The following is a 12,552-nucleotide window of genomic DNA, read 5'->3' on the forward strand; positions in this document are numbered from 1 at the left end:
CGGCGGGCCACCGGAGCGCGGCGCCCCGGGTGAGGGGCGCGGTCGGCGGCGGCGTGCGGGCGGCGGTCCGCGGGCGGGTGTCCGCGAGGTGGGGGCGCGGTCGGCGGCGTACGGGCGGCGGTCCGCCGCCGGACCGCGCGGCCCCTGTCGTGTCCGCGGCAGGGACGAGTATCGTCCGCCCCCTGCCGTCCCACTGGAGGTATGCATGCGGCTCCGCGCCCCGAGAGCAACCGCACCGTCCGCTTCCCCGGCCGCCGGCCGCCGACTGGCCGCGCTCACCGCGGCGGCCGTGCTGGCCGCCGTACTCGGCACCGCCCCGGCCGGGGCCCGCGCCCCGGCCTCCGCCGCGGACGGCGGCGCCGCCCGCACCACGGCCGCCGAACCCGCCAAGACCCCGGTCGCCACCGGTTACGGCGGCGCCGTGTCCAGCGTTGACCCGGACGCCTCCGCGGCCGGCATCGAGGTGCTGCGGCGCGGCGGGAACGCGGTGGACGCCGCGGTGGCCACCGCCGCCGCGCTGGGCGTCACCGAGCCGTACTCGGCGGGCGTCGGCGGCGGCGGGTTCTTCGTGCTCTACAGCGCCGAGCGCCGCAAGGTGTTCACCCTCGACGGCCGCGAGACCGCGCCGCTGAGCGCGGACGCCGATCTCCTGCTCGGCGAGGACGGCAAGCCGGTCCCGTTCGCCGAGGCCGTCACCAGCGGGCTCGGCGTCGGCACCCCCGGCACCCCGGCCACCTGGGAACAGGCGCTGGACAGCTGGGGCACCCGCTCCCTCGCCCAGGTGCTGCGGCCCGCCGAACGCCTGGCCCGCGACGGGTTCACCGTGGACCCGACGTTCCGCCGGCAGACCGCCGACAACCAGGCCCGGTTCGCCGACTTCCCGGCCAGCGCCGAACTGTTCCTGCCCGGCGGCCGGCTGCCCGAGGTCGGCTCCACCCTCACCAACCCCGACCTGGCCCGCACCTACCGCCTGCTGGCCGAGCACGGCACCGACGCCTTCTACCACGGCGCCCTGGCCCGGGACATCGTCCGCACCGTGCAGCGCCCGCCGGTGCGCCCCGGCGCCTCCCGGGTGGTCCGCCCGGGCGACCTGACGCTGCGCGACCTGAGCGGCTACCGGACCAAGCGCCAGGCCCCGACCCGCACCACCTACCGGGGGCTCGACGTCTACGGCATGGCGCCCTCCTCCTCCGGGGGCACCACCGTCGCGGAGGGGCTGAACATCCTGGAGGGCACCGACCTCTCCCGGCTCGACGAGAGCCGGTTCCTGCACCGCTACATCGAGGCCAGCCGGATCGCCTTCGCCGACCGGGGCCGCTGGGTCGGCGACCCGGCGTTCGAGGACGTGCCCACCCGCGGGCTGCTCTCCCAGCGGTACGCCGACTCCCGCGCCTGCCTGATCCGGGACGACGCGGTGCTCACCAGTCCGCTCCCGCCCGGCGACCCGCGCCCCTCGGCCGCCGCCCCTGGCACCGACTGCGTCAGCCGGGGCACCGCCGCGCCCACCACCTACGAGGGCGAGAACACCACCCATCTGACGGTGGCCGACCGCTGGGGCAACGTCGTCGCGTACACCCTCACCATCGAGCAGACCGGTGGCAGCGGCATCACGGTGCCCGGCCGCGGGTTCCTGCTCAACAACGAGCTGACGGACTTCTCGTTCGCGCCCGCCGACCCGGCGGTCCACGACCCCAACCTACCCGGACCGGGCAAGCGGCCGCGCTCCTCGATGTCCCCGACCATCGTGCTCGACCACGGCCGCCCGGTCCTCGCGCTCGGCTCGCCCGGCGGCTCCACCATCATCACCACCGTGCTGCAGACCCTCGTCAACCACCTCGACCGCGGGATGCCCCTGGTCGACGCGATCGCCGCGCCCCGCGCCAGCCAGCGCAACGCCGCGACGACCGAACTGGAACCGGGCCTGTGGAACAGCCCACTGCGGTCCCGGCTGGAGGCCCTGGGGCACTCGTTCAGGCAGAACCCGGAGATCGGCGCGGCCACCGGCGTCCAGCGGCTGCCCGACGGCCGGTGGCTGGCCGCCGCCGAGACCGAACGGCGCGGCGGCGGCTCGGCGATGGTCGTCAGGCCGGCGGCCGGCCGGCGCTGAACCGCCCGCACGGCGGACTGCCACCGGGCCGGCGGGCCCGGCCGGTGGCGCGCTCGGTCAGGTGCCAGGCACCGGGCACCTGACCGAGGCGTCCCCAGCGTGCCGGACCGTGGTCGAAGACCACTCGCGACCCCCCGTAGCCGGCAGCGCTGCCCCGGCGCCCCGCGCCGCTGCCGGCCGCCTCGCTCGGCAGCGGCCCGCGCGGGGGAGCACGGGGCCGCGGTGGGGCGGGGCGCCCGCGGCGAGCGCCAGGGCGGTGTGCCGGACGGCGGCCCCCGGCCCGGCACCCGGCCCCGGGGCCCGGTCGCGCGGCCACCGGCGGGGCCGTGACGGACCGCCCCTGAGTCCCGCCGGGCGCCCCACCGCCCGTGGATCCCGCCGCCCGGCGGCCGGGCAACCGTCCTCCCGTCCGCTCCGTCGACCCGGTGCCGGCCGACCCGCCGCCCGCCCGGCCGCCCCCGCACCGGCTGCCCGTCCGCCCCCGCACCGGCTGCCCGGCCGCCCCCGCACCGGCTGCCCGGCCGCCCCGGCATCAGCTGCCCGCCCGACCCCGTGCCGACCGGCCCCGGCGCCGGCCGCCCCGCCGCCGTCGCGCCCGTCGGTGCCGGGTGGGCGCGCGGGGGACGGACGCGCTCCGGAAACCCCGAGTGGCTTCGTTGCTTAACGCGGGTGGTCTTGCCACGGTGGGAGACCGGTCGTACGTTCTCCACCTACGCCCGGTGTCTACGTGCGTAGATGCGTCTGACGTGCAGTCAAAGGAGCCAATCATGGCCGAGATTGTCCGTGCGGCACTGGTCCAGGCGACCTGGACCGGCGATACCGAGTCGATGATCGCCAAGCATGAGGAGCACGCCCGCGCCGCCGCCGCCCAGGGTGCCGCGGTGATCGGCTTCCAGGAGGTCTTCAACGCCCCCTACTTCTGCCAGGTGCAGGAGCCGGAGCACTACCGCTGGGCCGAGCCGGTCCCGGACGGCCCGACCGTGAGCCGGATGCGGGCACTGGCCCGGGAGACCGGCATGGTGATCGTGGTGCCGGTGTTCGAGGTCGAGCAGTCCGGTTTCTACTACAACACCGCCGCGGTGATCGACGCCGACGGCAGCTACCTGGGCAAGTACCGCAAGCACCACATTCCGCAGGTCAAGGGGTTCTGGGAGAAGTATTACTTCAAGCCCGGGAACGCCGGCTGGCCGGTGTTCGACACCGCCGTCGGGAAGATCGGCGTCTACATCTGCTACGACCGGCACTTCCCCGAGGGCTGGCGGCAGCTCGGCCTCGGCGGGGCCCAGCTGGTCTACAACCCGTCCGCCACCTCGCGCGGCCTGTCGGCGTACCTGTGGCAGCTGGAGCAGCCCGCCGCCGCGGTCGCCAACGAGTACTTCATCGCCGCGATCAACCGGGTGGGCCGGGAGGAGTACGGCGACAACGACTTCTACGGGACGTCCTACTTCGTCGACCCGCGCGGCCAGTTCGTCGGGGACGTCGCCAGCGACAAGGAGGAGGAGCTCGTCGTCCGCGACCTGGACTTCGGGCTGATCGACGAGGTGCGCCGGCAGTGGGCCTTCTACCGGGACCGGCGCCCGGACGCCTACGAGGGGCTGGTGCGGCCGTGAGCGAGACACACGCCGCGCTGCACGCCCGGCACCGTGCCGTACTGCCCGAGTGGCTGGCGCTGTACTACCGGCAGCCGATCGAGATCACCCACGGTGAGGGCCGGTACGTCTGGGACGCCGACGGCAAGCGCTACCTGGACTTCTTCGGCGGCATCCTGACCACCATGACCGCGCACGCCCTGCCGGAGGTCACCAAGGCGGTCACCGAGCAGGCCGGCCGGATCCTGCACACCTCCACCCTCTACCTGGACCGCCCCATGGTGGAGCTGGCCGAGCGGGTGGCGCGGCTGTCCGGGATCCCCGACGCGCGGGTGTTCTTCACCGCCTCCGGGACCGAGGCGAACGACACCGCCCTGCTGCTGGCGACCGCCTACCGCCGCTCCCACCAGATCCTGGCGATGCGCAACAGCTACCACGGCCGCTCGTTCTCCACGGTCGGCGTCACCGGCAACCGCAACTGGTCCCCGACGGCCCTGTCGCCGCTGCAGACGCTGTACGTGCACGGCGCGGTGCGCGGCCGGGGGCCGTTCGCGGCGCTGTCCGACGCGGAGTTCATCGCGGCCTGCGTGGCGGACCTGGAGGACATGCTGGGGCAGACGGGCGGGGACGTGGCCGCCCTGATCGCCGAGCCGGTCCAGGGCGTCGGCGGGTTCACCGCGCCGCCCGACGGGCTCTACGCGGCCTTCCGCGAGGTGCTGGACCGGCACGGCATCCTGTGGATCACCGACGAGGTGCAGACCGGCTGGGGCAGGACCGGCGAGCACTTCTGGGGCTGGCAGGCGCACGCCGCCGCCGGCCCTCCGGACCTGCTGACCTTCGCCAAGGGCATCGGCAACGGCATGTCCATCGGCGGCGTCGTCGCCCGCGCCGAGATCATGAACTGCCTGGACGCCAACTCCATCTCCACCTTCGGCGGCAGCCCGGTCACCATGGCGGCGGGCCTGGCCAACCTCAACCACCTGCTGGAGAACGACCTCCAGGGCAACGCCCGCCGGGTGGGCGGCCTCCTCATCGAGCGGCTGCGGGCCGCGACGGCCGGGAACGACGCGGTCCGCGAGGTGCGCGGCCGCGGTCTGATGATCGGCGTCGAGCTCGTCGAACCCGAGCCGCCGCTGCCCGGCGGAGCGCCCGGCGGCAGCAGCGACCGGCCGTCTCCGGAGGCGGCGTCCGCGGTCCTGGAGGCGGCCCGGGAGCGCGGTCTGCTGATCGGCAAGGGCGGCGGCCACCACAGCAGCGTGCTGCGCATCGCACCGCCGCTCAGCCTCACCGTCGCCGAGGCGGAGGAGGGCGCCGCCATCCTCCAGGAGGCGCTGGACACCGTCCGCCCGCGCGGTGAGAGGGGAACCCGATGAGCACGCGCACCGTGATCCGCGGCGGACTGGTCCTCACCGCCGCCGACGAACTGAACGCCGACGTCCTGGTGGAGGACGGGAAGGTGGTGGCGCTCGCCGCGCACGGCAGCGCCTGGGCCCAGGGCTGGACGGCCGACACCACCATCGACGCCACCGGCCACTACGTCCTGCCGGGCGGGGTGGACGCGCACACCCACATGGAGCTGCCGTTCGGCGGCACCTTCGCCTCCGACACCTTCGAGACCGGGACCCGGGCCGCGGCCTGGGGCGGCACGACCACCATCGTGGACTTCGCGGTCCAGTCGGTGGGGCACTCGCTGCGCGAGGGCCTGGACACCTGGCACGCCAAGGCGGACGGCAGGTGCGCCGTCGACTACGCCTTCCACATGATCATGTCCGATGTCGACGCCGGATCGCTGAAGGAGATGGACCACCTCGTCGACGAGGGCATCACCTCGTTCAAGCTGTTCATGGCCTACCCGGGGGTCTTCTACAGCGACGACGGGAAGATCCTGCGCGCGATGCAGCGGGCGGCCGGGAACGGCGGGCTGATCATGATGCACGCCGAGAACGGCATCGCCATCGACGTCCTGGTGGAACAGGCCCTCGCCGCCGGGCGCACCGACCCCCGCCACCACGGCGAGGTGCGCAAGGCCCTGCTGGAGGCGGAGGCCACCCACCGGGCCGTCCAGCTGGCCCGGGTGGCCGGCGCCCCGCTGTACGTGGTGCACGTCTCCGCGCAGGAGGCGGTGGCCGAGCTGGCCGCGGCCCGCGACCTGGGCCTCGACGTCTTCGGCGAGACCTGCCCGCAGTACCTGTTCCTGTCCACCGACAACCTCGCCGAGCCCGACTTCGAGGGCGCCAAGTACGTGTGCTCCACCCCGCTGAGGCCGCGCGAGCACCAGGCCGCGCTCTGGCGGGGCCTGCGCACCAACGACCTCCAGGTGGTCTCCACCGACCACTGCCCCTTCTGCTTCACCGGGCAGAAGGAACTGGGCCGCGGCGACTTCTCCAAGATCCCCAACGGGCTGCCGGGGGTGGAGAACCGGATGGACCTGCTCCACCAGGCCGTGGTGGACGGCCACCTCTCCCGCCGCCGCTGGATCGAGATCGCCTGCGCCACACCCGCCCGGATGTTCGGGCTCTACCCGAGGAAGGGCACCATCGCGCCCGGATCGGACGCCGACATCGTCATCTACGACCCCACCGCCCGGCAGACGATCTCGGCCGCCACCCACCACATGAACGTCGACTACTCGGCGTACGAGGGCACCGAGGTGACCGGGCAGGTCGTCACCGTGCTGTCACGCGGCGAAACCGTGATCGACCGGAGGCGTTACACCGGACGCGCGGGCCACGGCCGGTTCGTCCCGCGCGCCACCTGCCAATACCTCACCTGACCCAGGGAGCGCGTATGGAATTCGGACTCGTCCTGCAGACCGACCCGCCGGCGTCCGCGGTCGTCGGCCTGATGCGCCGCGCCGAACGCAACGGCTTCCACTACGGCTGGACCTTCGACTCCGCCGTGCTCTGGCAGGAGCCGTACGTCATCCACAGCCGCATCCTGGAGCACACCCGCAGGCTGATCGTCGGCCCGATGGTCACCAACCCCGGCACCCGCACCTGGGAGGTCACCGCCTCCACCTTCGCCACCCTCAACGAGATGTACGGCAACCGCACCGTCTGCGGGATCGGGCGCGGCGACTCCGCGATGCGGGTGGCCGGCCGCAAGCCCAACACCCTGGCCCGGCTGGAGCAGGCGATCGGCGTCATCCGCGACCTGGCCGAAGGCCGGGAGGCGGTGGTGGACGGCACCACGATCCGGCTGCCCTGGGTCAAGGACGGCCGGCTGCCGGTGTGGATGGCCGCGTACGGGCCCAAGGCGCTCGCCCTCGCCGGCCGGTGCGCCGATGGCTTCATCCTCCAGCTCGCCGACCCGTTCCTGACCGAGTGGATGGTCACCGCGGTCCGCGCCGCCGCGGCCGAGGCGGGCCGGGACCCGGACCGGCTCACCATCTGCGTCGCCGCGCCCGCCTACGTGGGCGACGACCTGGACCACGCGCGCGACCAGTGCCGCTGGTTCGGCGGCATGGTCGGCAACCACGTCGCCGACCTGGTCGCCCGCTACGGGGAACACACCGGCGCGGTGCCGGAGGAGCTCACCGACTACATCAGGGACCGGCACGGCTACGACTACCGCCACCACGGGCGCGCGGGCAATCCCGACACCGCGTTCGTGCCGGACGGGATCATCGACCGGTTCTGCCTGCTGGGGCCGGCCGAGGCGCACATCGACCGGCTGCGGCACCTGCGCGAGCTGGGCGTCGACCAGTTCGCGGTCTACGCCATGCACGACGCCAAGGAGGCGACCATCGACGCCTACGGCGAACACGTCATCCCCGCGCTCACCGGCTGAGCCCGCCGACCGACGGCGGGCGGGCCCCGGACGCCCGGCTTGCGGGCTCGGACATCCGGCTTGCGGGCTCGGGCGCCCGGCTTGCGGGCTCGGGCGCCCGGCCTGCGGCTCGGGCGCCCGGCCTGCGGCCTCAGGCCCCCGGTCGGGTGTCCTCCCCGGCCGGGGGCGGCGGGCGGCGCACCTCCTCCTCCTCGGGCACCAGCCCGGTCACCGCCTTGGCCAGCAGACCGCACACATAGGCGATCTCCAGATGGGTCCGATTCCGTTCGGTGACGACCGCGGAGAGCAGCAGCGCGGTCATCGACACCGTCCCGTTGAACGCCTGCAGGGTGAGCATCTGGCCCGCCAGCCCGTGGTCCTCGAACGGGCCGGCGCCGTCCGCCGCCGCGTCGACCACCAGTACCGAGACGAGCAGCGAACACGGCGCGGCGCCCGCCAGCCGGAACCGGAACGCGGCCCAGATCAGGCACGGCAGGACCAGGAACAGCAGATTGATGGCGCTTCTGGTGGCGACCAGGGTCACCGCCGTGGTGACGGCCAGCAGCGCGGCCGCCTCCGCCCACCGGTACCACGGGACCCGGCGCAGCGGGTTCCCGGCCCACAGGTCCGGCAGGGCGCGCAGCACCAGCAGGAACGGCGCGACCAGCAGCACGCCCATCGCGTCGCCGGTCCACCACACCGACCAGGCAGGCCAGAACTCGCCGTGCGGCACGGCGTCGGCGAGCACCAGGGTGCCGGTCCCCACGGTGGCGCTGACCAGCATGCTCACCATGGCCGCCAGGAACACCATGGCGAGCGCGTCCCGCAGCCGGTCCAGCTCGGTGCGGAACCCGGCCCAGCGCAGCAGCAGCCAGGCACAGACCGGGGCCGCGGTGTTGCCCGCCACGATGCCCAGCACGGCCACCGTGGACGGCCCGATGGTGAGATTGGTCCACAGCGCGCCCGCCGCGATGCCGGGACAGGCCCGCGGCCCCCACCACAGCAGGCAGACCAGGGCGATCCCGGTCGGCGGCCACAACGGGGTCACCTGCCCCCGCACCAGCTCCTGGAGCAGGCCCAGCCGGGCGGAACCGTAGTAGACCGCGGCGATGAGACAGCCCCGCAGCACCTCGGCCGGCAGCCGGGGCATCCGTTCGTGGAACGCCATGGGACCCATAAGACACCGCGCCGTCGCGGGCCACCGGACGTGACACACGCCGCCGCCGGGCCGCGGGCGGGGGCCCCGGGGACGGCCGCGGGCCGTCCGGCGCCGGTCATCCGTCGTACCGCAGCACCAGCACCGCGGCGTCGTCATCGTGCCCGGTCCGGTCGGCCACCGAGATCACCTCGGCGGCCAGCAGCTCCGGGTCGGCGTCGAAACCGGTGGCGACCAGCCGGGCGACTGCCTCCAGCCCTTGGTCGATCGGGTACTTCGGCCCCTCCACCACCCCGTCGGTGAGCAGGACGAAGGCCCCGGGCGGCGCCAGCGGGTGCCGGGTCACCGGATACCGCTCGCCGGCGAACATGCCCAGCGGCAGGCCCCCGGCGTCCCAGACGACCTCCGAGCGGCCGTCCGCGGCGGCCCACACCGCCGGCACGTGCCCGGCCCGGGCGTCCAGCAGCTCGCCGGCCGCCGGGTCGTAGCGGAGGAACGAACAGGTCACGAAGAGCCCGGCGTCCATCGACACCAGCAGGTCGTTGACCTGGGACAGAACCTCGCCAGGGTCGGTGCGGCCGCTCCCGGCGACGGCGCGCAGACCGCTGCGCACCTGGCCCACGAACGCGGCCGCCTCGGCGTCGTGGCCCTGCACGTCCCCGATGGCGACCCCGGTCGTGCCGTCCGGCAGCGGGAAGGCGTCGTACCAGTCGCCGCCCACGTCCAGCCCGCGCCGCGCGGGCGCGTAGCGGGCCGAGATCCGCAGCCGCGGGGTCTGCGGGAGCGTGTCCGGCAGCATCAGCCGCTGCAGGGCCTGTGCCAGTTCGACCCGCGCCTGCTGCAGCTTGATCCCGTCCAGTACCTGGCCGGTCAGCCGCACCAGGGTGTCCAGCAGTTCCTGCCCGCTGGGCTCGGAGCGCCGGGTGAAGTGCAGCCGGGTCATCAGCGCACCTCCGGGTGGGCTGACGGACGTCCCTCACCACGTTACGCCGCCCGGCCGCGCCCCGTCGCCCGGGGCGTACCCGCGGAGCCCGGGCGGCCCCCGCCGGTACCCTCGGCCCTGGCATCACCGGACGGGCCCGGCGCCGGCCCGGGACGGGCCCGCCACCGGGCCACCGCACGGCCGCCGCGCCCCGGCGGGCGGGGCACGAGAGGGGACTGATGTTCACCACCCGGCCCACCCTCCAGGGCACCTTCGGCATGGCCGCCACCACCCACTGGCTGGCCTCGCAGACCGCGATGGCGGTCCTGGAGGACGACGGCAACGCCTTCGACGCCGCGGTCGCCGCCGGGTTCGTGCTGCACGTCGTCGAGCCGCACCTGAACGGACCGGCCGGCGAGGTCCCCATCATCCTGGCGCCGGCCGGCGGCCCGGTGCGGGTGCTGTGCGGCCAGGGCCCCGCCCCCGCCGGGGCCACCATCGAGCACTACACCTCCCTGGGGCTGGACCTGGTGCCCGGCACCGGACCGCTGGCCGCCGCCGTCCCCGGCGCCTTCGACGCGTGGCTGCTGCTGCTGCGCGACCACGGCACCAAGAGCCTCGCCGACGTCCTCCGGTACGCCACCGGCTACGCCGAGCACGGCCATCCGCCGGTGGAGGGAGTCACCACCACCGTGCGGACGGTGGCGGCGCTGTTCGAGACCGAATGGACCAGCTCCGCCGAGGTCTACCTGCCCTTCGGACGGCCCCCCGAGCCCGGCCGGCTGTTCACCAACCGCGCCCTCGCCGCCACCTGGCGCCGGCTCGTCGCGGAGGCACGGGCGGCCGGACCCGGCCGGGAGACGCAGATCGACGCGGCGCGCCGGGTCTGGCGGGAGGGCTTCGTCGCCGAGGCGCTGACCGCCGCGGCGTCCCGGCCCACCATGGACACCAGCGGCGAACGGCACCGCGCCACCCTCACCGGCGACGACCTCGCCGCCTACCGGGCCGGCTACGAGGCCCCGGTCGGCTACGACTGGCACGGCTGGACGGTGTGCAAGGCCGGCCCCTGGAGCCAGGGCCCGGCGCTGCTGCAGCAGCTCGCGCTGCTCCCCGGCGACCTCGACGCGCTGCGTGCCGGGTACGGCACCGCGGAGTACGTGCACACCCTGGTGGAGGGCACCAAGCTGGCGATGGCGGACCGCGAGGCCTGGTACGGCGACGCCGCCGACGTCCCGCTGAAGACGCTGCTGTCCCCGGAGTACAACGCCCGGCGCCGCGCGCTGATCGGGCCGGAGGCCTCCTGGGAGCTGCGCCCCGGCCGCCCCGACGGGCGCGTCCCGCGGCTGAGCCCGCACGCCACCGCCGCCGCGACCGGGGCGCTGCCCGCGGCCCCGTCCGGCGTGGCGCCCTCCGGCGCCGGGGAACCCACCGTCGGCCGGGACGGCGCCACCCGCGGCGACACCTGCCACCTGGACGTGGTCGACCGCTGGGGGAACATGGTCTCCGCCACCCCCAGCGGCGGCTGGCTGCAGTCCAACCCCGTCGTACCCGAGCTGGGCTTCCCGCTCGGCACCCGGCTCCAGATGACCTGGCTCACCCCCGGCCTGCCGGCCTCCCTCACCCCCGGCCGCCGCCCCCGCACCACCCTCACCCCGTCGCTCGCGCTGCGCGACGGCGTCCCGGTCCTGGCCTTCGGCACCCCCGGCGGCGACCAGCAGGACCAGTGGCAGCTGCACTTCTTCCTCGCCGTCGCCCTCGGCGAGCCGGTCCGCGGCGGGCTGCCGCTGCAGACGGCGATCGACGCCCCCAACTGGCACACCGACGCCTTCCCCGGCTCCTTCTACCCGCGCGGCATGGTGCCGGGCTCGGTCACCGTGGAGTCGCGGATGGGCGAGCGGACCGTCGCGGAGCTGCGGCGGCGCGGGCACCGGGTGACGGTGGGCGGGCCCTGGACGGAAGGCAGGCTGAGCGCCGTCGCCCGCGACCCGGAGAGCGGGCTGCTCTCCGCGGCCGCCAACCCGCGCGGCATGCAGGGGTACGCGGTCGGGCGGTGACGGCCGTGCCCGGTGGCGCCGTGGCGGTCAGGCCGCGGCACGCGTTCACCGGGCGGCCACCCCGCATCGGCCGCCCGGAAACCCGTTGTCGGCGGGGCATGGTTCGATGGGGGCATGATCGAGCAATTTCTCGCCGGTGACCTGTCCGACGTCGAGGACGCGGTCCGCAAGGCCGCCGCGGCCGAGATCCTGCCGCGGTTCCGGCAGCTCGCCGACCACGAGGTCGTGCAGAAGAACGGGCCGCACGACCTGGTGACGGTCGCCGACCGGCTCGCCGAGGAGCACCTCACCGCCTCGCTCACCGCGCTGCTGCCGGGGTCCGCGGTGGTCGGCGAGGAGGCGGTGCACGCCGACCCGGCCGTGCTCGGCGCGCTCGGCGGCGACGCACCGGTGTGGATCGTCGACCCGGTCGACGGCACCCGGCAGTTCGTGCAGGGCGAGACGGGCTTCGCCACCCTCGTCGCGCTGGCGCACCGCGGCGAGGTGCTGGCCTCCTGGACCTACGCCCCGGCGCTGGACCTGATGGCGGTGGCCCGCCGCGGCGGGGGCGCGTGGCTGGACGGCGAGCGGCTGGCCGCCGGCTCCCCGGCCCCGGACAAGGTGCTCCAGGTGGCGATATCGCACTACGACTTCACCACCGACGACCAGAAGCGGGCCCTGTCCGGACTGCGCACCGAGGGAGTGGCGCCCCGCCCGTGCGGCTCGGCCGGCCTGGAGTACCTGGCGGTGGCCCGCGGGCTGCTCGACGCGGTCGCCTTCTCCTGGGAGAACGCCTGGGACCACGCGGCCGGGCTGCTGCTCGTCACCGAGGCCGGCGGCGCCAGCGCGACCGTCGCGGGCGAGCCGTTCCGGATCGCCGGCGGCAACGCGCTGCCCTTCACCGCCGCTCGGGACGCGGCCACCGCACGGCATATTCTGGGGCTGCTGGCCGCGGCCGGCTGACGGGCCCTCAGCGC

Annotated in this window: 9 protein-coding genes; 7 read left to right on the forward strand and 2 right to left on the reverse strand. The window is 75.2% G+C overall.

From position 1 onward, the window contains the following. Positions 1 to 205 precede the first annotated feature (205 nt). The 5 genes from ggt (at position 206) to ACH4B3_RS08070 (ending at position 7,485) form a co-directional block, all read left to right on the forward strand. On the forward strand, positions 206 to 2,107 hold the full coding sequence (ggt, locus tag ACH4B3_RS08050) for a gamma-glutamyltransferase (protein WP_398461905.1): 1,902 nt from the start codon (positions 206 to 208) through the stop codon (positions 2,105 to 2,107). A gap of 767 nt (positions 2,108 to 2,874) precedes the next feature. Then, positions 2,875 to 3,717, forward strand: a complete 843-nt coding sequence (locus tag ACH4B3_RS08055; RefSeq protein WP_398461906.1) for a nitrilase-related carbon-nitrogen hydrolase — start codon at positions 2,875 to 2,877, stop codon at positions 3,715 to 3,717. Then, positions 3,714 to 5,069, forward strand: a complete 1,356-nt coding sequence (locus tag ACH4B3_RS08060; protein ID WP_398461907.1) for an aspartate aminotransferase family protein — start codon at positions 3,714 to 3,716, stop codon at positions 5,067 to 5,069. The genes ACH4B3_RS08055 and ACH4B3_RS08060 overlap by 4 nt, the downstream gene beginning before the upstream one ends. After that, complete coding sequence (hydA, locus tag ACH4B3_RS08065; protein WP_398461908.1) at positions 5,066 to 6,469, forward strand: dihydropyrimidinase; 1,404 nt, start codon at positions 5,066 to 5,068, stop codon at positions 6,467 to 6,469. The genes ACH4B3_RS08060 and hydA overlap by 4 nt, the downstream gene beginning before the upstream one ends. 14 nt (positions 6,470 to 6,483) lie before the next feature. Beyond that, positions 6,484 to 7,485, forward strand: a complete 1,002-nt coding sequence (locus ACH4B3_RS08070; RefSeq protein ID WP_398461909.1) for a TIGR03842 family LLM class F420-dependent oxidoreductase — start codon at positions 6,484 to 6,486, stop codon at positions 7,483 to 7,485. Positions 7,486 to 7,615: 130 nt separating this feature from the next. On the opposite strand, the gene ACH4B3_RS08075 is transcribed toward ACH4B3_RS08070, so the two are convergent. Both ACH4B3_RS08075 and ACH4B3_RS08080 read right to left on the reverse strand, forming a co-directional pair. Beyond that, entirely contained in the window at positions 7,616 to 8,632 is a 1,017-nt protein-coding gene (locus ACH4B3_RS08075) for an MASE1 domain-containing protein (protein ID WP_398461910.1), read from the reverse strand. A gap of 106 nt (positions 8,633 to 8,738) precedes the next feature. Then, on the reverse strand, positions 8,739 to 9,563 hold the full coding sequence (locus ACH4B3_RS08080; protein WP_398461911.1) for a PP2C family protein-serine/threonine phosphatase: 825 nt from the start codon (positions 9,561 to 9,563) through the stop codon (positions 8,739 to 8,741). A gap of 218 nt (positions 9,564 to 9,781) precedes the next feature. Here ACH4B3_RS08080 and ACH4B3_RS08085 point away from each other — a divergent pair, with 218 nt between their 5' ends. Both ACH4B3_RS08085 and ACH4B3_RS08090 read left to right on the forward strand, forming a co-directional pair. After that, positions 9,782 to 11,596, forward strand: a complete 1,815-nt coding sequence (locus ACH4B3_RS08085) for a gamma-glutamyltransferase family protein (RefSeq protein ID WP_398461912.1) — start codon at positions 9,782 to 9,784, stop codon at positions 11,594 to 11,596. A 114-nt stretch (positions 11,597 to 11,710) separates the two neighbouring features. Then, positions 11,711 to 12,538: an inositol monophosphatase family protein gene (locus ACH4B3_RS08090; RefSeq protein WP_398461913.1), complete on the forward strand. Its 828-nt coding sequence runs from the start codon at positions 11,711 to 11,713 to the stop codon at positions 12,536 to 12,538. The last annotated feature ends 14 nt before the right edge of the window (positions 12,539 to 12,552 follow it).

Origin of the sequence: Streptomyces sp. NPDC018031, from assembly GCF_044327625.1 — a bacterium.
In the GTDB taxonomy this organism is placed as follows: Bacteria; Actinomycetota; Actinomycetes; order Streptomycetales; family Streptomycetaceae; genus Streptomyces.

Excerpts from the sequence above, each read along its gene's own strand:
- ggt (WP_398461905.1), top strand. The coding sequence starts at position 206 with ATGCGGCTCCGCGCCCCGAGAGCAACCGCACCGTCCGCTTCCCCGGCC.
- ACH4B3_RS08055 (WP_398461906.1), top strand. The coding sequence starts at position 2,875 with ATGGCCGAGATTGTCCGTGCGGCACTGGTCCAGGCGACCTGGACCGGC.
- hydA (WP_398461908.1), top strand. The coding sequence starts at position 5,066 with ATGAGCACGCGCACCGTGATCCGCGGCGGACTGGTCCTCACCGCCGCC.
- ACH4B3_RS08070 (WP_398461909.1), top strand. The coding sequence starts at position 6,484 with ATGGAATTCGGACTCGTCCTGCAGACCGACCCGCCGGCGTCCGCGGTC.
- ACH4B3_RS08075 (WP_398461910.1), bottom strand. The coding sequence starts at position 8,632 with ATGGCGTTCCACGAACGGATGCCCCGGCTGCCGGCCGAGGTGCTGCGG.
- ACH4B3_RS08080 (WP_398461911.1), bottom strand. The coding sequence starts at position 9,563 with ATGACCCGGCTGCACTTCACCCGGCGCTCCGAGCCCAGCGGGCAGGAA.
- ACH4B3_RS08085 (WP_398461912.1), top strand. The coding sequence starts at position 9,782 with ATGTTCACCACCCGGCCCACCCTCCAGGGCACCTTCGGCATGGCCGCC.
- ACH4B3_RS08090 (WP_398461913.1), top strand. The coding sequence starts at position 11,711 with ATGATCGAGCAATTTCTCGCCGGTGACCTGTCCGACGTCGAGGACGCG.